20 protein-coding genes are annotated in these 18,749 nt (G+C 36.8%); 11 read left to right on the top strand and 9 right to left on the bottom strand.

Going from position 1 to position 18,749, the window contains the following annotated elements; genetic code table 11:
* Nucleotides 1–48: 48 nt before the first annotated feature.
* The gene (locus NAT51_RS18285) at nt 49–288 is read right to left on the bottom strand and encodes a hypothetical protein (RefSeq protein ID WP_250601295.1); all 240 of its coding nucleotides are present in this window, start codon (nt 286–288) and stop codon (nt 49–51) included.
* Between the two features lie 120 nt (nt 289–408).
* Between NAT51_RS18285 and NAT51_RS18280 the strand changes: the two genes are divergently transcribed.
* On the top strand, nt 409–1,077 hold the full coding sequence (locus tag NAT51_RS18280; protein ID WP_250601293.1) for a response regulator: 669 nt from the start codon (nt 409–411) through the stop codon (nt 1,075–1,077).
* A 66-nt stretch (nt 1,078–1,143) separates the two neighbouring features.
* On the opposite strand, the gene NAT51_RS18275 is transcribed toward NAT51_RS18280, so the two are convergent.
* The 3 genes from NAT51_RS18275 to NAT51_RS18265 all read right to left on the bottom strand — a co-directional run bounded on the left by NAT51_RS18275 (nt 1,144) and on the right by NAT51_RS18265 (nt 3,414).
* Nucleotides 1,144–1,923 carry a patatin-like phospholipase family protein gene (locus NAT51_RS18275; RefSeq protein ID WP_250601291.1) on the bottom strand — a complete coding sequence of 260 codons (780 nt, stop codon included), beginning with the start codon at nt 1,921–1,923 and terminating at the stop codon, nt 1,144–1,146.
* Nucleotides 1,924–2,029: 106 nt separating this feature from the next.
* A complete protein-coding gene (locus NAT51_RS18270; protein WP_250601290.1) occupies nt 2,030–2,725 on the bottom strand; it encodes an SIMPL domain-containing protein in 696 nt (231 codons plus the stop codon).
* Between the two features lie 47 nt (nt 2,726–2,772).
* A complete protein-coding gene (locus NAT51_RS18265; protein WP_250601288.1) occupies nt 2,773–3,414 on the bottom strand; it encodes a rhomboid family intramembrane serine protease in 642 nt (213 codons plus the stop codon).
* A 96-nt stretch (nt 3,415–3,510) separates the two neighbouring features.
* Here NAT51_RS18265 and NAT51_RS18260 point away from each other — a divergent pair, with 96 nt between their 5' ends.
* Nucleotides 3,511–4,383, top strand: a complete 873-nt coding sequence (locus NAT51_RS18260) for a lysophospholipid acyltransferase family protein (protein WP_250601286.1) — start codon at nt 3,511–3,513, stop codon at nt 4,381–4,383.
* A 30-nt stretch (nt 4,384–4,413) separates the two neighbouring features.
* Here NAT51_RS18260 and NAT51_RS18255 read toward each other — a convergent pair whose 3' ends face one another.
* A complete protein-coding gene (locus tag NAT51_RS18255; protein WP_250601284.1) occupies nt 4,414–5,901 on the bottom strand; it encodes an aminotransferase class V-fold PLP-dependent enzyme in 1,488 nt (495 codons plus the stop codon).
* Between the two features lie 112 nt (nt 5,902–6,013).
* Between NAT51_RS18255 and NAT51_RS18250 the strand changes: the two genes are divergently transcribed.
* The 5 genes from NAT51_RS18250 (at nt 6,014) to NAT51_RS18230 (ending at nt 10,143) form a co-directional block, all read left to right on the top strand.
* Complete coding sequence (locus tag NAT51_RS18250; RefSeq protein WP_250601282.1) at nt 6,014–7,567, top strand: protein adenylyltransferase SelO; 1,554 nt, start codon at nt 6,014–6,016, stop codon at nt 7,565–7,567.
* Nucleotides 7,568–7,570: 3 nt separating this feature from the next.
* The gene (locus tag NAT51_RS18245; RefSeq protein ID WP_250601280.1) at nt 7,571–8,173 is read left to right on the top strand and encodes a matrixin family metalloprotease; all 603 of its coding nucleotides are present in this window, start codon (nt 7,571–7,573) and stop codon (nt 8,171–8,173) included.
* Nucleotides 8,174–8,356: 183 nt separating this feature from the next.
* Nucleotides 8,357–9,202, top strand: coding sequence for an SRPBCC domain-containing protein (locus NAT51_RS19765; RefSeq protein ID WP_317245751.1), 846 nt, complete (start codon nt 8,357–8,359; stop codon nt 9,200–9,202).
* A gap of 31 nt (nt 9,203–9,233) precedes the next feature.
* The gene (locus NAT51_RS18235; protein ID WP_250601278.1) at nt 9,234–9,668 is read left to right on the top strand and encodes a VOC family protein; all 435 of its coding nucleotides are present in this window, start codon (nt 9,234–9,236) and stop codon (nt 9,666–9,668) included.
* A gap of 40 nt (nt 9,669–9,708) precedes the next feature.
* Nucleotides 9,709–10,143 carry a hypothetical protein gene (locus tag NAT51_RS18230; protein WP_250601276.1) on the top strand — a complete coding sequence of 145 codons (435 nt, stop codon included), beginning with the start codon at nt 9,709–9,711 and terminating at the stop codon, nt 10,141–10,143.
* 36 nt (nt 10,144–10,179) lie between these two features.
* On the opposite strand, the gene NAT51_RS18225 is transcribed toward NAT51_RS18230, so the two are convergent.
* Nucleotides 10,180–11,751, bottom strand: coding sequence for a S41 family peptidase (locus NAT51_RS18225; RefSeq protein ID WP_250601274.1), 1,572 nt, complete (start codon nt 11,749–11,751; stop codon nt 10,180–10,182).
* Nucleotides 11,752–11,879: 128 nt separating this feature from the next.
* The gene (gene glmM, locus NAT51_RS18220) at nt 11,880–13,268 is read right to left on the bottom strand and encodes a phosphoglucosamine mutase (protein WP_250601272.1); all 1,389 of its coding nucleotides are present in this window, start codon (nt 13,266–13,268) and stop codon (nt 11,880–11,882) included.
* Nucleotides 13,269–13,440: 172 nt separating this feature from the next.
* Between glmM and NAT51_RS18215 the strand changes: the two genes are divergently transcribed.
* Nucleotides 13,441–14,040: an acyl carrier protein phosphodiesterase gene (locus NAT51_RS18215; protein ID WP_250601270.1), complete on the top strand. Its 600-nt coding sequence runs from the start codon at nt 13,441–13,443 to the stop codon at nt 14,038–14,040.
* Nucleotides 14,041–14,628: 588 nt separating this feature from the next.
* Here the strand turns inward: NAT51_RS18215 and NAT51_RS18210 are convergent.
* Entirely contained in the window at nt 14,629–14,874 is a 246-nt protein-coding gene (locus tag NAT51_RS18210; protein WP_250601268.1) for a hypothetical protein, read from the bottom strand.
* A gap of 241 nt (nt 14,875–15,115) precedes the next feature.
* A complete protein-coding gene (locus tag NAT51_RS18205; protein WP_250601266.1) occupies nt 15,116–15,847 on the bottom strand; it encodes a hypothetical protein in 732 nt (243 codons plus the stop codon).
* A 456-nt stretch (nt 15,848–16,303) separates the two neighbouring features.
* On the opposite strand from NAT51_RS18205, the gene NAT51_RS18200 reads away from it, so the two are divergent.
* The 3 genes from NAT51_RS18200 (at nt 16,304) to NAT51_RS18190 (ending at nt 18,620) form a co-directional block, all read left to right on the top strand.
* Nucleotides 16,304–16,714, top strand: a complete 411-nt coding sequence (locus tag NAT51_RS18200) for a phage integrase N-terminal SAM-like domain-containing protein (RefSeq protein WP_250601264.1) — start codon at nt 16,304–16,306, stop codon at nt 16,712–16,714.
* Between the two features lie 108 nt (nt 16,715–16,822).
* On the top strand, nt 16,823–17,347 hold the full coding sequence (locus NAT51_RS18195) for a tyrosine-type recombinase/integrase (RefSeq protein ID WP_317245745.1): 525 nt from the start codon (nt 16,823–16,825) through the stop codon (nt 17,345–17,347).
* Between the two features lie 121 nt (nt 17,348–17,468).
* Entirely contained in the window at nt 17,469–18,620 is a 1,152-nt protein-coding gene (locus NAT51_RS18190) for a protein NO VEIN domain-containing protein (RefSeq protein WP_250601262.1), read from the top strand.
* Nucleotides 18,621–18,749 lie beyond the last annotated feature (129 nt).

Raw genomic sequence — 18,749 nt, 5'->3', positions numbered from 1 at the left:
ATTACAAAAAAATCGCGTAGCCTTAATTAAATAATCTTTGGAATAAATTTAGCCTCTTGGTGGTTTTGGATTACTTGGATCTCCGTCATCGGCATTATCTTTTTCATTAATAATTACAGAAGTTGAGTCCTTTGCTATTCCTTTCAAATCATCATTCTCCCCAGTTTGATGTGAAAATTTAACATTATTGCTCTTTCTCTCGACTGAATCAAAATCATAATCATCTGAACAAGAGAAAAATAACAAAGAAACAAAAACAAGTCCTGCAACATGCAATTTGCTTTTCATAAAAATTTGTTTTTTTAGTTTTGTTTTATTTAACACAAAAAAACAACAGTAATTTCATACACTTTTACGGTAAACCCGTAATATTTAATTAATTTTGTGGAAACTGGATAAATAATGAACATGAGCCTTAATATTTTGATTGTCGATGATCACCCCATGACAGTTGATGGATATATAAACCTGTTATCTGACACCGACTTTCAAAAAAATGAACCAAATTTTATAAAGAGTTACAACTGTGAAGAAGCATACAATAAAATAAATTACCACGTAAAACAAAATACCAAAATTGATTTTGCATTACTAGATATCAGCCTTCCGTCATACAAAGAATTTAATATTAATAATGGAGTCGATTTAGCCATACTGATCAGAAAAAAATTTGCTAATTGCAAAATAGTACTGCTTACGATGCACAGCGAAGCGTTAACAGTAGACAAAATCATTAAAGAAGTCAAGCCTGAAGGATTCATTTCAAAAAGTGACATAAACTTTGAATTGTTTCCTGTAATATGTAAAAAAGTCCTTGACGGTGAAATATTCAGAAGCAAAACCATAATACAGTCACAAAGAGAATTATTCAAAAGAAATATAAATTGGGACAATCATGACAGCCAAATTTTGACCTTAATTTCCCAAGGTGTAAAAACAGTAAATCTTCCCAACTACATCCCACTTTCCATGAGTGCCATAGAAAAAAGAAAAGCGAACATCAAAGACCAGCTTTTAAAGGAAAAAGGAAGCGATAAAGATTTGATTGAAATCGCTAAAAAGCTTGGTTTTTTATAGATTTTCAATTAATAAATGCTATCCAATATTATATCGGATAGCATTTATTAAATTGATTTTATTAAGTTAAGAGTTTAATTCTTCATAGGATTTTTTAGCGGTCTCATATCCTATTTTATAGATCATATCCATTTTAGCCTTACTCGTTTCAAATGTTCCGAATTTTGCTAATTCTTCAGGCTCAATAACCCAATCACAAATATTGAATTTATGTGTATTCGAATTAGCAGAAAGCAAATCAAAAGCCCTTGACGTAACCGAACGGATACTGGATAAATCTTTGGCCTCTATTTTTTGGATCGGACTCACATAAACCCCAATCAGCGATTCACATCTACCTTGAAGAATATCTGTCGGGAAATGATTTAATATACCTCCATCACTGTACAAATTCCCGTCAATTTCATAAGGTGATAAAACGCCGGGAAAAGAAGAAGAAGCCAAAACCGCATCAACAACTTTTGTATGTTCCCCGAATACTTTCAGTTTTCCTTTTACTAAATCGGTAGCAGTAATATGCACTTTCATTTTAAGGTCTCCAATGGTTTTATTCCCGAAAATGGAATTAAAATAAAGCTTGAATGCATCCGAATCAATTATTCCGGCCTTCTTGAAAGTAAAATGCTTCCAATTAAAAAAATAAATCGATTTGAAGAATTCCAAAATTTCGTCAGGTGATTTACCACCGGCATACAAAGCGGCCACAATCGCACCGGCGCTGGTTCCTGCAATTTGAACAGGAGTAATCTGTTGTTCCTCAAGAAATTTCAATACGCCGGCATGTGCCAAACCTTTTGTTCCGCCTCCCGAAAAAATTAATCCAATAGAATTTTTATGTAAATCCATTTATATAAAAGTAAATTCTTACAGCAAATATAGGAAAGGAAGATCAGCAGCAGCATACATTAATAAAAAAACCCGCCGAAGCGGGTTATTATGTTGTATTTCATAATTATTCCAATCCAAAAGAAACATTCACATTTGCAGTGATTTCAATTTCCCCGATAGCTAATGTTTCTCTCGGAGCACCCGCATCCATTGCTTCAGCTCTTGCTCCTTTGTACATAACCGGATGAGGATAATAAGTACTTGAGTTATCAGTAATCAATAAAACCTTTCCAACTTTCAAATTTAAAGCTGATGTATAGTCTGCTGCTTTTTGTTTAGCAACCAACATTGCTTTTTTACGCGCTTCAGCTTCATACTGCTCTAATTTTGATGATTTGAATTCAATTCCGCCAATATTAGTTATTCCAGTATCGGTAATATCCATCATGAACTCATCGTATTTTTTCAAATCCTTTAATGTAACCGTTATGGTTTGGCTTGCCACATAATTATTTTTCTTTTTTTCATAATCGTAAGTTTTATAAAGACTCACCTGTGTTGTCTGAAAATCAGATTGTGGAATATTGTTTTTCTTGATATATTTTAAAACTTTATCAATTGTTTCGTCGTTCAATTTCTTAACTGTAGCAGCATCTTTACCTGTATTTTCAACTCCAATCGATATAGTCGCCATATCAGGAATTACTTTTATTTTACCTTCCCCGGAAACATTTATCTGTGGAACTGGATTCGATTTTTGGTCTTGTGCGTAAGTCATCACGGTTAAGAATGTCATTAAGGTTACTACTAAATTTTTCATATGTTAATTATTTAATTTGTTTTGGGATATTCAAAAGTTGTGCCAATTTATATTTTCCCTGATTTTTCAAGTATAAAAAGTAGTATAATCGGAATAGCCAAAAGCACAACCATGAGCAGATTTTCCGTCAACATCAGAGGATCTTTTATTAAGGTAATGGCATATCCTCCTATCGCACCTCCGAAATGAGCCGTATGTCCAATATTGTCATTCTTGGCTTTCATTCCATAAATCGAATACAATAAATAACCAATACCAAAAACATAGGCCGGTATATCAATAGGAATAAAAAACAATCTCAAATCCATATCGGGATTTATCAATATCGCCGAATACAAAATTCCGGTAACAGCTCCTGAAGCACCAACAGCCCTATAGCCAAAATCATTCTGGTGGAAATATATCGTTAATAAACTGCCGGAAACCAAACTGCCGGCATAGATCAATAAAAAGGTGAAATTCCCAAAGTACCCAATAACTCCGGGTGCAAACATATAAAGCGTAAACATATTAAAAGCCAGATGCATATAATCAACATGTAAAAATGCCGAACTGATCATTCGTATTTGTTCACCTGATCTGATACTGCCTATATGGAATTCATTTTTCCTGAAAAAAGAATAATCAGTAAGACCTTTATAACTAAAAAGAACGTTGGCAATTATGATTGCAATAAGAAAAAGATTCATAAAATTAATTTTACAGTAAATATAGCAAAAACCAATTAAAGCGATTAAAACCTAAAACAAGAATAAAGGTTTATATTTGTATCAAAATTTTTATCAATGCAATTCTTAGTTTTTGTCATTATTTATCCGCTTCTCTGGATTATTTCGATACTTCCTTTCAGGCTTTTTTACTTTTTCTCTGATTTTGTTTATTTGATAGTGTATCGTTTAATCGGATACCGAAAAAAAACAGTACGTAAAAACCTTGAAATAGCATTACCACATTTATCAGCAAAAGAAAGACTTGCTATAGAAAAAAAGTCTTATCAACATTTATGTGATATGTTTCTGGAAATGATCAAAACCCTGACAATTTCCGAAAAAGAAATGGACAAGCGTTTTACATTTAAAAACCTTGAGGTTTATCAGGAACTAGAATCCAAAGGAAAAAGCATTACTTTAATGGCTTCGCATTATGCCAGTTACGAATGGGTAATATCCATGAACAAATATGTTAATTTTAAAGGTGTTGGTATTTACAAAAAGATTGCCAATTCACATTTTGACAAATTAGTCCGCGATATCCGTTCAAAATTTGGAGCTGAACTTGTAACCACCAAAGAAACCAAAGCAACTATTCTTAAAAACCACAAACAAAACACATTATGCGTATATGGTTTTGCAAGTGATCAGACTCCCAGACTTAACAAAAGAAACCATTGGGGCAATTTCATGGGAATAACAACTCCTGTACATGTTGGTGCCGAGGCATTGGCCAAAGAATTTGACATGAATGTAATTTTTTTAAAGGTAAAAAAACTTAAAAGAGGGTATTATGAAGCTTCTTTTGAAGTTTTGGCAGAAGGAAACACAGCATCAATCCCGGATTACGAGATAACTGAAACTTATATAAAAAAGGTTGAACAACAAATTATGGAAGCGCCCGAATATTATCTTTGGACACATAAAAGGTGGAAACACAGAAAATAAAAAAAGCTCAGTATTAACTGAGCTTTTTTGTTATAAGGTAAACCAATTTTTGATTAATTCCTTTTCGGGATTTTGTGCCTCTTTGTGCAAATATTCATTACTTTTTGGGTTATAATTGTAATCATTTGCCCATTCTTTGTGGTATTGTGCCAAAGCACGGATACATTCACACACATAAGCAATTTCATCATTTGTCGTGGTTGGATGTATCGACATACGGATCCATCCCGGTTTTTGCTCCAGATTTCCAGTATCAATATTACAGGTAATACTGTTTGATGTTTCCTGATCCACATGTAGTAAATAATGACCATAAGTCCCTGCACAACTACATCCTCCTCTCGTTTGGACACCAAAACGGTCATTCAGTAATTTCACTCCGAGATTATAATGCAAATCATCAATATAAAAAGAAATTACTCCCAAACGGTCTCTGTGCTGACCCGCCAGAATATTAATATTGGACTCTTTGGACAATTCCGAAAAAACATAATCAACGATTTCATGCTCACGGTCCAGAATATTCTGAACACCCATTTTTTCTTTCAATTGAATAGCCAAAGCGGTTTTAATAACCTGTAAGAAACCGGGAGTACCACCATCTTCCCTATCCTCAATGTTGTCGATGTACTTGTGTTCGCCCCACGGATTCGTCCATGAAACCGTTCCTCCTCCTGGGCAGTCAGGAACATTATTTTTGTAAAGATTTTTATTGAAAACCAAAACTCCTGAAGTACCGGGTCCTCCTAAAAATTTGTGCGGAGAAAAGAAAATAGCATCCAAATAAGCTTCCGGATCTTCCGGGTGCATATTGATATCCACATATGGTCCTGAACAGGCAAAATCAACAAAGCAAACACCTCCGTTCTGGTGCATCACTTTAGCTACTTCATGGTACGGTGTTTTGATACCGGTTACATTTGAGCAAGAGGTAATCGAAGCGATTTTAAAACTTCTTTCCTGATACTGTTCTATCAGTTTTTTGAAATTCTCCATACAGAACAAACCGTCTTCATTTGCCGGAATAACCACAACATCTGCAATGCTTTCCAACCATGAAGTCTGGTTGGAATGGTGTTCCATATGCGAGATAAACACAATCGGTTTTACTTCTTTCGGGATATTCGTGAATTCTTTAAGGTTTTCGGCTACACGCAGACCTAAAATACGTTGAAATTTATTAACAACACCGGTCATTCCGGTACCATCGGTAATCAGTACATCATTGTCATTTGCATTTACATGGTGTTTAATGATATGGCGTGCTTCATGGTATGCCATCGTCATTGCCGTTCCTGAAACAGTGGTTTCTGTATGGGTATTTGCTACGAAAGGGCCAAATTCATTCATCATTTTTTCTTCAATCGGACGGTAAAGTCTTCCTGAAGCAGTCCAATCCGTATAAATGATTTTTTTATCCCCGAAAGGCGACACAAATCCTTGGTCAATACCAATAATATTATCCCTGAACTGTTGAAAATACTGTTCTAATGAAGTCTTTTTTTCTGTAGCAATCATTGTGTTGAAATTTGTGCCAAATATACATTTTTTACCAATTTTATAACGTTACTATCTTTGAAATATCCCTAATTTTGAAGATTATAACAAATTTATCTACGATACCCTGTTTATGCAACTGCAAGTCCGAAATATTTTCACCGATACACTCCCTTCCGATCAGGAAAAAACCAACGAAATCCGTAAAGTCTTTAATGCGTGTTATTCGTTTGTAAACCCTACACCTCCTACAAACCCTTCATTAATCCACGTTTCAAAAGAAGTCGCACAATCAATTGGAATAAATGATGACGATATAACATCAGAAATTTTCTTAAATACTTTTTCAGGTAAAACCGTTTATGAAAACTCAAAACCTTATGCCATGTGTTACGGAGGCCACCAGTTTGGTGTCTGGGCAGGACAACTAGGTGACGGAAGAGCTGTCAATTTATTTGAAAGTAACGACCAGACACTACAGTTAAAAGGCGCCGGAAAAACGCCTTATTCCAGAAGTGCTGACGGTTTAGCCGTTTTACGTTCTTCAGTCCGGGAATATTTATGTGCCGAAGCGATGCATCACCTGGGAGTTCCAACCACACGTTCCTTATCGCTTATCTTGAGTGGAAATGAGGTACTCCGCGACATCATGTACAACGGAAATCCGGCTTACGAAAAAGGAGCCATTGTTTGCCGTGTTGCACCATCCTTCATCCGCTTCGGGAATTTTGAATTACTCGCTTCGCGGAATGATCTCACTAATTTAAAATTACTGACTGATTTTACGATTAAGGAATACTTTCCACATATCAATTCGGAAGGAAAGCAAAAATATCTTGACTTTTTTCAATCGGTAGTGAGCAGCACACTTAAAATGGTTGTAGAATGGCAACGTGTAGGTTTTGTACACGGCGTGATGAACACCGATAATATGTCCATTCACGGTATTACCATCGATTATGGTCCTTACGGATGGCTGGAGGATTTCAATCCTAACTGGACACCAAATACAACAGACAACCAACACAAAAGATACCGTTACGGGAACCAGCCCGAGATTGCTTTATGGAATTTATACCAATTAGCCAATGCTTTGTATCCCCTTATAAATGAAGCTGAAGGACTTGAAAAAATTCTGGAGCAGTATCCGAAGGATTTTGAGCACCACTACCAAAAAATGATGCAGGAGAAGCTTGGTTTTTCAGGTATGAATGAAGAACAGGAGCAAATTGTCAATCAATTGGTTCAGATTCTTCAGCTTTCAGAAACCGATTATACGATTTTCTTCCGTTTACTTTCGGATGTTAAAAAAGAAGACAATGTTACCGGCGCTCTTGAAAAAATCAATTATGCTTTTTATAATTCTGAAGAGATTCAGGGTGAGATTTTATCTTACTGGAACCAATGGATGAATGACTATTTACAACAATTACAGAAAGAAATACGTAATGATGCTGAACGAAAAGTTACAATGGACAAAATCAATCCGAAATATGTCCTCCGTAACTACATGGCACAATTAGCCATTGATGCTGCCGACAAAGGAGATTATTCAATCATAGACGAATTATACACCTTATTACAAAATCCCTATAACGAACAACCCGAATATCAAAAATGGTTTGCCAAACGCCCGGATTGGGCACGGGTGAAAATTGGATGTTCCATGTTATCCTGCAGTTCATAACGTATGAAATCAATTCTATTAGCCGCAATCACCGGATTATTAGTTCTTTCGGCTTGCAATCAAAAACAAAATGCTTCATCTGAAAGTAAAAAAATCACCATTATTTTACAACCTTTTGATGATTTTCCGGAAAGCTATCTGAAGGAAGTCCATAAGAATTTAAAAACGGTTTATTCTTCCGTTAAAGTTGCCGAGAAAATTCCTTTTCCTAAAGGAACCTGGAATCATAACAAAACCAGAAGAAGAGCCGATGCATCAATAGCCTACTTAACCAATATAGCCGGTAAAAATCAGTTGGTCATCGGACTTACTACCAAAGACATCAGCACTTCAAAAGACGGAAAACCGGATTGGGGCGTATTCGGATTGGGTTACCGCCCTGGAAAATCCTGTATTGCTTCCACTTTCAGGCTAAAAGGAGATAAAACCGGAAAGTTATTCAAAGTTGCCATACATGAACTGGGACACACCCAGGGACTTCCCCATTGTCCCGAAAAAAATTGCTTCATGCGTGATGCTGAAGGAAAAGATGTTTTAGATGAAGAACATGAATTTTGTGACTACTGTAAAACAGCTCTTATCCGGCACGGATGGAATCTTAAATAAAACCAAAACAGTTCTTTAAATTGTTGAAATTATCCTAAATTTAGGTTTTTAAAATTCAGTGGATGACAAAAAAGTATACCTAAACCTACCAAAGAAGGTTATCTTTTTGCCGATTTAGACGGATACAGTTAGCGTATAAACTAAATGAATTTTTCAAAAACTCAAAATAATCAATAAACAACTATGAAAACAATTCAATTTACTGTTGAAATTAAAGCTCCGAAAGAGAAAGTATGGTATTCTCTTTGGGATGATGAAAATTATGAAACCTGGACAGAAGCTTTTTGTGAAGGCAGTCATGCCGTTTCCGGTTGGGAAGAAGGAAACAAAATTCATTTTCTGGATCCGAAAGGTTCCGGAATGGCTTCAAGAATTGTAGAGAAAAAACCCTATGATTCGATGGTGTTCACCCACATTACCGAAATTGTCAATCATGAAGAACAACCTATCAGTGAAGCCATCCAAAAATGGAGCGGCTGTAAGGAACAATACAAACTGACTGGTGAAAACGGGACAACTACTTTAAATGTCGAAGTTGAAAGTATTGAAGAATACGAAGACTTTTTTAATAACATGTTCCCAAATGCATTACAGAAAATAAAAGCAATTGCCGAAGATGGCAAAACAAAATCAATTGCAGTAAGAGTTTCTCTTGATTCACCAGTTGAAAAAGTCTGGGACTATTTTACAAAACCGGAACATATAGTAAACTGGAATTTTGCAAATGATGACTGGCATTGCCCAAAAGCAGAAAACAATCTGGAAGTAGGGAAACAATTTGTATCGACCATGGCATCAAAAGACGGTGCGAACAGTTTTGACTTTTCGGGAACCTATACCGAAATCATTCCACACAAAAAAATTGCCTATACTATGGGCGACGGGCGTAAGGTAACCGTAAAATTCGATGTTCTGGACGGAAAAACCATCCTTACCGAAATCTTTGAACCGGAAAGCACGAACAGTCTTGATTTACAAAGAGGCGGCTGGCAATGTATTTTGGACAATTTTAAAAAATATACAGACTAAAAAAACAAGTATTAAACAAAAAACAAATAGTATGGCATCAGTAAACGTTTATCTTACCTTTAACGGTAACACAGAAGAAGCATTCAATTTTTACAAATCGGTATTCGGGGGTGAATTCACTTACATTGGGCGATTCAAGGATATGCCTGCCGATGACAACTGTCCCCCGCCAAGTCCGGAAGAAGGTGATAAAATAATGCACGTTTCCCTTCCCATCAGCAAGGAAACCGTTTTAATGGCAAGTGACAGTACCGGATTCAGTGGTTCTGTGACATTCGGGAATAACTTTTCGGTATCCATCAACGCAGACAGCAAAGAAGAAGCCGACCGTCTTTTCAATGGATTATCGGCAGGAGGAAAAGTAACCATGCCGATGTCTGATACCTTTTGGGGGGCTTATTTCGGGATGTTTACAGACAAGTTTGACATCAATTGGATGGTAAATTTTGATGAACAACCAAAATAATTGCTACATTTAAGCGTTTTATAACCTTAAACTAAACATTATGAAACCAGTATTGAGAACTTTTATCATTGCAGCATTCCTGTTTCTGGTTGTACCGGAAAACATGTTTGCGCAAGGACCGCCGCCATGGGCTCCAGCACATGGTTACCGTGCCAAAACAAGGTATGTTTATTTCCCGGATGAAAATATGTATTATGATTTACGTTCCAGAAACTACATTTACCTGAGTGGCAGAAACTGGGTAGTGCGGACAGCTGTACCGAGAATATTCATTGGAATTAATCTTGGAAAAAGTGCCCAGATTGAGCTGGACTTTATAGGTGAGCGACCTTATGTACAAAATCACATCCACGTGGTGAAATACAAAAAGTACAAAAAACCTAAAAAGGTGAAAGTAATAGAGGTACACGACCATCATGACCATCACGATGACCACCACCATCACAAACATGGTAAAGGTCATGGCAAACATTAAAATAAAAAGGGTAAGAAGATTTCTTACCCTTTTTATTTACTTATAAATATCGTTTAAGATCCATTCCAGTTCAGGATCTTTCTTATTCACTTTGTCTTCGATAGTCTGGATAATTTCCTTATCCGGGTAAATACCGTGTCCTTTCACATCAGTCTGTTTAACCGGTTTGATATGCATCAAGCCCAAACGCCATTGTATTTCAGAGTTTGGCAATTTGAGTACCGGCATGATACCGGCCACCGTACCATTGAAATCACCGCCGGTTTCTTCACCCACGAAAGTAATATCCTTATTGGCTTTCAGTGCTGAAGAAATGATACAGGAAGCCGAGAAACTACCGCCATTGATTAGCACGTATACTTTACCGTTGAAGTGATTGGGATTGTGTTTTTGTGTCTTTGAAGCACTTAAATGATAGTAATATTTCCCATCGTCTCCTTTCTTGACTTTGAAGTATGAAACCCCCATATAGACAGGGTAAAATGCGCCGATAAAAGGATAAGCCAATTTAGGAACCCTAGGAAAAAGTCCCAACTTCCATAAGCTTGTTTTAGAGGTTACAACTGCCGGTTCTGTCATGATAAAATCTTCAGGTGTCAAATAGGAATACAGGTTAAGTATTTCGCTCATTCTTCCTCCGGGATTGTCCCTTAAGTCCATAACAAGCGTTTTGCTTCCACTCTTTTTTATGGAATCAAAAATGACTTTGTATGCCTTCTTAAAATTACCGTCTACAAAGTCATTTATTTTAAGATAAGCCACTGTGGTATCTTTTCCGATGAAGCGGAGCGATTTACTGAATTCTTTAGTTTTCTCATCATAACCAAAGATTCTTTTGTTCTTATTCTTCTTTTTGATGATGTCTTTGGTAACCAGGCGTTCTTCCTGTTTTTCGGTAAGCGGTTTATTTTCCTTCTTATCCTTCTTTTTACGGCAGATCATTTTATCATAAACCGAATCTTTATACTTCAATGTAAAAGAAAGACTGTCGTTAAAACCAATTTCCTCGGTTAAGAAAGTTGTAAAACGCTTATTGAAGTATTTCCATAAAAAGGTTGTGTTGTAACCATCGGAAGTGACACTGGCTTTGTATTTAGCGTATATTTCCTGAGGTTTCCTGTCTTTTATGGAAAGGACTTCGGTACCTTCTTTAATCTCTTTTACATTAGAGTTATTTTTCAGGATATATAACTTATTGTTTTCCCATTCGAACTTAAACTGGGAAAGCGGTCCGTCACCGGCCTGTTTATACTTTTTTTGTTGCTCCTTTGTGAGTTTCACACTCATGGGCATCATTGCCATGTGTCCCTGGCGCACTGAAGCTACCACAGGGCTTATTACCGTATAAAACTCATTACTGGTCATCGGTTTGTTGACTACCTTGCGGATACTGTCAAATTTAAAGGCCAATTGCTCTTTGGTGATGTATAAATCGGAGCCGGGGTGCAGTTTTATAAGTTTGTTCTGAACGTAATCGATATCTTCCTGTAATTGGGCAACAGGAATAGGTTTCAATCTTTTCTCATTGTGTTTTTGCACAGAAGCGCAGCCGGCAAACAATACAGGCATTGCAAAAAGAAAAGTCCGAAATGATAATTTAAGAAACATAAAGATGGTTTGGATACGAATTTAGTCGGAAAAAACCGGAATTGTTACATTTTTACATTTCTTTTGGATAAAATACAAAAAAACAACCCTGAGTTGAAGCCCAGGGTTACTTTATATTTATTATCGGATTAAATACCGGCGATTTGTTTCAGTTCGTTTACGAAACGTTCTGCGAGAACATCAGCAGCCTGTTGAGTAGGTGCTTCGGTATAAATACGGATTATAGGTTCAGTGTTAGACTTACGCAAGTGAACCCATTCGTTTTCGAAGTCGATCTTCACTCCGTCGACGGTAGAAATCTGTTCATTTTGGTACTTTTCAAAAATAGTCTTCAGGACAGCATCCACGTCAATTTGCGGTGTCAGTTCGATTTTATTCTTGCTCATGAAGTATTGCGGATACGAAGCCCTTAATTCGGCAACGGACTTCTCCTGATTAGCCAAATACGTTAAGAATAACGCCACACCTACCAGTGCATCGCGGCCGTAGTGGCTTTCAGGGTAAATGATACCACCGTTTCCTTCCCCGCCTATTATAGCATTGGAAGCTTTCATCAACTCTACCACATTCACTTCACCCACGGCACTTGCCTGATAGCTACCGTTATGCTTTTCGGTGATGTCGCGTAAGGCTCTTGAAGAAGACATATTCGAAACGGTATTACCCGGTGTTTTGCTTAGTACATAATCGGCTACAGCCACCAATGTATATTCTTCCCCGAACATTTCCCCGTCATTAGAGATAAACGCCAGACGGTCTACATCAGGGTCGACCACAATACCGAAATCGGCTTTCTCTTCCACCACTAATTTACAGATGTCACCCAAGTGTTCTTTCAACGGTTCCGGGTTATGCGGGAAATGGCCGTTAGGTTCGCAGTATAGTTTTACTACTTCTACTCCCATTTGTTCCAGTAACTTCGGGATGATAATACCGCCTGATGAATTGACTCCATCGACCACTACTTTGAATTTCTTCTGTGCCACAACTTCGGCATCTACCAAAGGTAATTCCAGAACCTCATCGATATGGATGTCCATGTAGGCATCGTTTTCGGTTACTTCACCAAGGAAATCCACTTCCACGAAGTCGAATGCTTCATTCTCTGCAATCTCCAATATCTTGGCACCATCGGCACCACTCAGGAATTCACCTTTGGCATTCAGAAGCTTTAAGGCATTCCATTGTTTCGGGTTGTGGGAAGCGGTTAGGATAATTCCGCCGTCTGCCTGTTCTAAAGGAACAGCGATTTCGACTGTAGGCGTTGTTGAAAGTCCGAGATCGATAACATCAATCCCTAAACCCACAAGGGTATTCACCACCAGATTGTGAATCATGGGTCCGGAGATACGGGCATCACGTCCTATGCATACTTTCAGACGGTCTTTCTTTATATTCTGTTTCAGGAATGTTCCATAAGCCGAAGCAAATTTTACTGCATCTACCGGAGTCAGGTTGTCCCCTACTTTACCTCCGATTGTTCCTCTTATCCCTGAGATTGATTTGATTAATGTCATATTCTAAATTATGAGTTATGAATTATGAGTTATGAATTATGAGTTATGAATTATGAGTTATGAATTATGAATTATGACTGTTTTAAACAGTGAAACAAATATATGAATTTAGACTCTTTTGAAAATCATCTGAAAACTAAAATTCTTGGTATAAAATAACTATATTAGGCGTATGAACTTTTTGGCACACATCTACCTTTCGGGGGAGCACGAACTGATTAAGATTGGTAATTTCATGGCAGACGGCATCCGTGGGAGCCATTACAAGGAATTCCCTACCGCGATACAACAAGGCGTATTACTGCACCGTACAATCGACAGTTTTACCGATGCGCACCCTACCTACCGCAAGAGCAAGCACCGTTTACATGAGCGCTACGGGCATTATTCGGGGGTGATCATGGATATTGTATATGACCATTTCCTGGCGAAGAACTGGAGTAAGTACCATGAGACTCCGCTGGAACGTTATGCCGAAACCTTTTACCAGTCGCTTATTGACAACTACGATTTGCTGACCGACAAGGTGAAGAAAATGATGCCTTACATGATTAAACGCAACTGGCTGGTGAGTTATGCCTCGCTGGGCGGACTTGAAATGATCTTGTTCCAAATGGATTACCGCACGCACCACCGTGCCCATATGCAGAATGCGATTGCGGAACTACAGGAGTTTTATACCGAGTTTGAAGAGGAGTTTACTTTGTTTTTTGAGGAATTGAGGGAAGCGTGTGATACACGGTTGAAGGAGATTCTAAATTATGAGTTATGAGTTATGAGTTATGAGTTATGAGTTATGAGTTATGAGTTATGAGTTATGAGTTATGAGTTTGTTTTGATTGAAAGATTATCGGTTCAATTATTCGACTGGCTCAGTAAAAGGAACTCAGCCACCGTACGAGATAATTGACGGGATTGAAAGACTCTGTTGTTTTGTCATCTCGACGAAGGAGAAATCACATAAACCAAAATCCAAGAAATCTAAAAAACTAATTGTCTAATACTACTTGGCTTCGAGAGCCTCAGCCACCGTCGGCTACTTTGATACTACTTTGATACAGAGACGCCATGCATGGCGTCTCTACTTATTTATAAGATAGCTCGGATATGAATTACTTACGTCACCTCGTCCCGATAGTTATTGTTTATTACTCAACAAGTTTCGAAAGTTAGATTCTACAGGTTTCGTCACCTCGAGTGTTTTTACGTAGAGAAACGAAGTGAAAATGTATCGAGAGGCTACAACGTGTAACGGTTCTCGATACAATTTTACCTCCACGATGTTACGGTAAAATCACTCGAACTGACGAATCCCAGTCACAAAATCTCCCTGCTACCAAGAAAGAAATTCTTAAAACCGTTATAAAAACTTCAAAGCGGAAGCAAAAAAACTCTGTGCGGAAGCAAGAACGCTGAATGCGAAGGCGAAAAAGCTCAGTGCGGAAGCAAAAACGCTCAATGCGAAGGCGAAAAGACTCAGTGCGGAAGCAAAAAAGCTCAGTGCGAAGGCGAAAAGACTCAGTGCGGAAGCAAAAACGCTGAATGCGAAGGCGAAAAAGCTCAGTGCGGAAGCAAAAACGCTCAATGCGAAGGCAAAAACGCTCAATGCGAAGGCGAAAAGACTCAGTGCGGAAGCAAAAACGCTCAGTGTGGAAGCGAAAAAGCAAAAAGTTGCAGCATTATTTCAAATAAAAGCATAAAAATACCCTATCACTGACCGGATGTTTCCAATAGTGACAGGGTATTTTACTAATACAGCTTTAAAACGCTTAATTCACCGAGGGATTTTTAAACAAGCACTTTTAAAAGTACAATACCAAGTGTGAATGGGTTAAAATCATGACTCGCTACGGTTTTTCCTTTTTAAACCGTATACCGCTAATTTCTTTGAATTGCACACTCTTAACTCCATAAGCTCCTTTTACATAATCTTTTACTTCCATGGCGATATCTACAAGTCCGTTGTTGTTGGCATAGAACGTTTGGTTTCTTTCGTTACGGGCATTGCTGACAGAAGAATGGGCTACCGATACGGCATCGTTTTTTTCCATCAGTTCATTTTGCTTGGCCACCAATGCCTCGATTTTGAGTTCGACCTCGTTTGGCTTATAACTTACCTCTGAACGCAGTACCGCAATGAGTCCCATAAAATGTTGGACCTGTTGATCGTATGATTGTTGGCTGGCGCTGATTGTTTTGGGAGCGGGAGTATTAGGATCTGTGTGTTCAACAATTTTTGAAGCTCTCTTACCCTGTAATTTCCGGATAAACCCTCTTGCATCGTCAATTCTTTGAGGCGGTGCATCGGTAATTTTTAATGTGTTGACCAAGCGTGTGGATAAGGATTGCAGGTCCTGAAACGCCAGAGCCCTGTTTGCAATGGCTACGTTAAAATCGGAATTTTTGTTGATAACGTTGGCCAGTTCTGCGCGGGCTTTGATGACTATGGTGTTGAGATGGGGGATTTTGAGAGTGTCTTTTGGGGGATTGTAGGTGGTCCCGAAATGGTTCAGTTTGTCGATCAGTGTCTTGAAGTTGACCACATTTTTTGCGTGACCGGTTTCGAATTGTGTACTCATGTTTTTTAGTTTTTTATTATTTCCGTGATGCCCCTCATCACGGTTTGTTTATTTGAGAGAATTGGATTACAAATGTTGTGCCAGAGTTTTGGATTGTTCGATTATTCGTTTATTGGATTGTGGCTTCGAGAACCTCAGCCACCGGTTTAATTAACGGGAATATTAGGTTTTTGCGGGAAACCGTAAGGGTTTATGGCTTCGATACTTCGACAGGCTCAGCAACCATACCTCAGCCGGCGTAAAGTGAAATTCAGTAGAAATACGTATTATGGGGTTGGGGGTTTCTTTGATTATTTGTTACCTTTTTAAATCCGTAAGTATTTGAACCTTGAATAGTTTACTTATGAATCCTACTATAAATATGTGTTTTCAATGAGGTGTAAACTATTGTATTAAATCACTTTAAGTATCCATTCAGGTTAATTTTTATATTTGCATTTATATAAGCCATTAATTATGAATTGGAAAGCCAAAACCTTACTTCACAAAGGAATACCACGTATTGCTGTTTATTTCGATAAAAATCGCGCATTAATTACGCGCATTAAAACTTTTGAAGATGCCCGCTGGAGTCCGAGTCATCAGTATTGGCATTTACCGGATACAGAAGCGAACCGATTATCATTTCAACTACCTTTAGCGAATACATTAGTTCCTAATTCTGAGGGAATTCAGAGTCTTACGGCTTTCAAACATTATTTATCATCGAAACGTTATAGTCCCAATACCATTACGACGTATTGTGAAGCATTGAAATCATTCTTAATCTATTGCAATACAAAATCTGTAAAATCAATCACAAATGAAGATGTGATTTTATACAATAATGACTATATTTTAAAGAATAATTTGTCTTCTTCCTATTAGAATCAGATTGTAAATGCCATTAAACTATATTTTAGAATTGTAAGAGAAACATCCATTGAAATTGACAAAATACATCGTCCGAAAAGAGAAAAAGCACTTCCAAATGTTTTGAGCAAAGAAGAAGTAAAAAGTATACTTTCGGCACATAATAACATTAAACACAAAACCATGTTAAGTTTAATTTATTCTTGTGGATTACGTTGTGGCGAGTTATTAGCATTAGAGCCTGTTCATATAGATTCAAAAAGAAACATTGTGTTTTTAAAAAAGGCAAAAGGCAAAAAAGACAGAATAGTTCCATTAAGTGCCAAAATATTAGAAATGTTGAGAGAATATTATAGACTTTACAAGCCAAAAGTTTATTTATTTGAAGGACAAACGGAAGGAAAACCTTATGATGACAGAAGTTTGCAACAAGTTTTAAAGCAAGCCCTCAAGAAAGCTAATATTTCTAAACCAGTTACATTACATTGGTTACGTCATAGTTACGCTACCCATTTGTTAGAAAGCGGTACGGATTTGAGATATATTCAAGAATTACTTGGTCATAACAGCAGTAAAACAACCGAAATTTACACACATGTCAGCACTAAAAATATTCAACAAATTAAAAGTCCATTTGATGATTTATAAAAAATATCCAATATATTTGAAAGCGCTACTTTGTAGCGAGTATACACCCAAAATTAAAGGTATAGGCGCTATAAAGTAGCGAGTATATACTAGTTACCTGCCATTTCAAAAACCCTGCATTATGAACGAAACTATAGTTGAAATTCTTATCGACAAATCTGGAAGTATGGGAACTATGACAAGAGTTCCAGAAAATGTTGGCGATTATCTAATTGACGGAGAAACCAGAATGTCAATTATTAAACGAATTCTTTTAGAAAACATATTACCAACAATTCAAGATTATACTCAAAAAGTATTTATAAGAACATTTCGTGGTACTGCAATAACTAAAGATAATCCTAAAGCTGAAGGATTAGATATTGAATTAATCTATGAAGGTAATTTTATAAAAGAAGATATTCAAGAAAAAATAAACCAACTAGAAAATCCACCAAGTGGCGGAACACCAATAACTGCCGCTCTAAATTCTTCATTACACAATCTAACAAAATTTCCAGCTAGCGACAGAAAAATTATATTATTGACTGACGGAGAGGAAAATGGCGGTGGAGATTATTTAATCGCAGCTAACAACATTAAATTAATGTCAGGCATCGAATGTAAAATATTTGTTGTAGGACTAGCTCTAGAAGGTGAAGCAGAGTCAAAAGCACAATCGATTTCTTCAGGTGGTTATTTAAACATAAAGTCAAGAAACATAATTCAAAAAGATGTTCAAAAAGTATTCGAACCTCTTAAAATAGCTGTCTTATCAGATTCAATTAAGAATCTCAAGCAAATGTTATCAAATCAACATGAAAACACAAAAGAACTAGCTTTAAATAAGAATATAGATTCAACAACATTAACTATCGATGAAGAATATAGCGAGCAGATCAGATTGGTTAGTGAAAACTATATCTACAATTTACTTTGCGAAAAATATGGGAACAGTAATGTAAACTGGCTAAATCAAGTGACAGAATCATATAACCCATATGACTTCGAAATTATAGATAATAATCAAACAAGATTTATAGAAGTAAAAGGAACTGTAAAAGAAAAGCCAACGTTCTACCTAACTGTAAACGAATGGGATTATTTTCTAAACAATAGGGATAAATTTGAAATTTATAGAGTTTTTAATTGCGACGATGAGAATAAAATTGGGTATTTTCATATAGAGAATTTATTAGAAAATTTATTGACCAAAAGAGTTGTTCCCTATTTGTTATCTCCTGAAACTTTAAAAGAAGAACGAGTGTTTTTGACAATAAGAAACGGCAGGTAACAGCGGTAACTGTTGCACAACTACTATTTTTTCAAAATAACTCCAAAAAACATTTTATAAAACCTCTTTTTAAAGCCATTTAAAGGAGGTTTTTTTTTACCTTACTGCTACAATTTCAAAATTGGAATG

This window comes from Flavobacterium amniphilum, from assembly GCF_023634845.1.
Taxonomy (GTDB): Bacteria; Bacteroidota; Bacteroidia; order Flavobacteriales; family Flavobacteriaceae; genus Flavobacterium; species Flavobacterium amniphilum.
Note: the sequence above shows the minus strand (reverse complement) of the source record. Positions and strands in the feature narration are given on the sequence as shown.

Bases quoted from the DNA above. Each gene is read 5' to 3' on its own strand.
- NAT51_RS18280 (WP_250601293.1), top strand. From the start codon at position 409: ATGAGCCTTAATATTTTGATTGTCGATGATCACCCCATGACAGTTGAT.
- NAT51_RS18190 (WP_250601262.1), top strand. From the start codon at position 17,469: ATGAACGAAACTATAGTTGAAATTCTTATCGACAAATCTGGAAGTATG.
- NAT51_RS18200 (WP_250601264.1), top strand. From the start codon at position 16,304: ATGAATTGGAAAGCCAAAACCTTACTTCACAAAGGAATACCACGTATT.
- NAT51_RS18260 (WP_250601286.1), top strand. From the start codon at position 3,511: ATGCAATTCTTAGTTTTTGTCATTATTTATCCGCTTCTCTGGATTATT.
- NAT51_RS18215 (WP_250601270.1), top strand. From the start codon at position 13,441: ATGAACTTTTTGGCACACATCTACCTTTCGGGGGAGCACGAACTGATT.
- NAT51_RS18205 (WP_250601266.1), bottom strand. From the start codon at position 15,847: ATGAGTACACAATTCGAAACCGGTCACGCAAAAAATGTGGTCAACTTC.
- NAT51_RS18255 (WP_250601284.1), bottom strand. From the start codon at position 5,901: ATGATTGCTACAGAAAAAAAGACTTCATTAGAACAGTATTTTCAACAG.
- glmM (WP_250601272.1), bottom strand. From the start codon at position 13,268: ATGACATTAATCAAATCAATCTCAGGGATAAGAGGAACAATCGGAGGT.
- NAT51_RS18250 (WP_250601282.1), top strand. From the start codon at position 6,014: ATGCAACTGCAAGTCCGAAATATTTTCACCGATACACTCCCTTCCGAT.
- NAT51_RS18265 (WP_250601288.1), bottom strand. From the start codon at position 3,414: ATGAATCTTTTTCTTATTGCAATCATAATTGCCAACGTTCTTTTTAGT.
- NAT51_RS18230 (WP_250601276.1), top strand. From the start codon at position 9,709: ATGAAACCAGTATTGAGAACTTTTATCATTGCAGCATTCCTGTTTCTG.
- NAT51_RS18245 (WP_250601280.1), top strand. From the start codon at position 7,571: ATGAAATCAATTCTATTAGCCGCAATCACCGGATTATTAGTTCTTTCG.
- NAT51_RS18270 (WP_250601290.1), bottom strand. From the start codon at position 2,725: ATGAAAAATTTAGTAGTAACCTTAATGACATTCTTAACCGTGATGACT.
- NAT51_RS18235 (WP_250601278.1), top strand. From the start codon at position 9,234: ATGGCATCAGTAAACGTTTATCTTACCTTTAACGGTAACACAGAAGAA.
- NAT51_RS19765 (WP_317245751.1), top strand. From the start codon at position 8,357: ATGAAAACAATTCAATTTACTGTTGAAATTAAAGCTCCGAAAGAGAAA.
- NAT51_RS18275 (WP_250601291.1), bottom strand. From the start codon at position 1,923: ATGGATTTACATAAAAATTCTATTGGATTAATTTTTTCGGGAGGCGGA.
- NAT51_RS18285 (WP_250601295.1), bottom strand. From the start codon at position 288: ATGAAAAGCAAATTGCATGTTGCAGGACTTGTTTTTGTTTCTTTGTTA.
- NAT51_RS18225 (WP_250601274.1), bottom strand. From the start codon at position 11,751: ATGTTTCTTAAATTATCATTTCGGACTTTTCTTTTTGCAATGCCTGTA.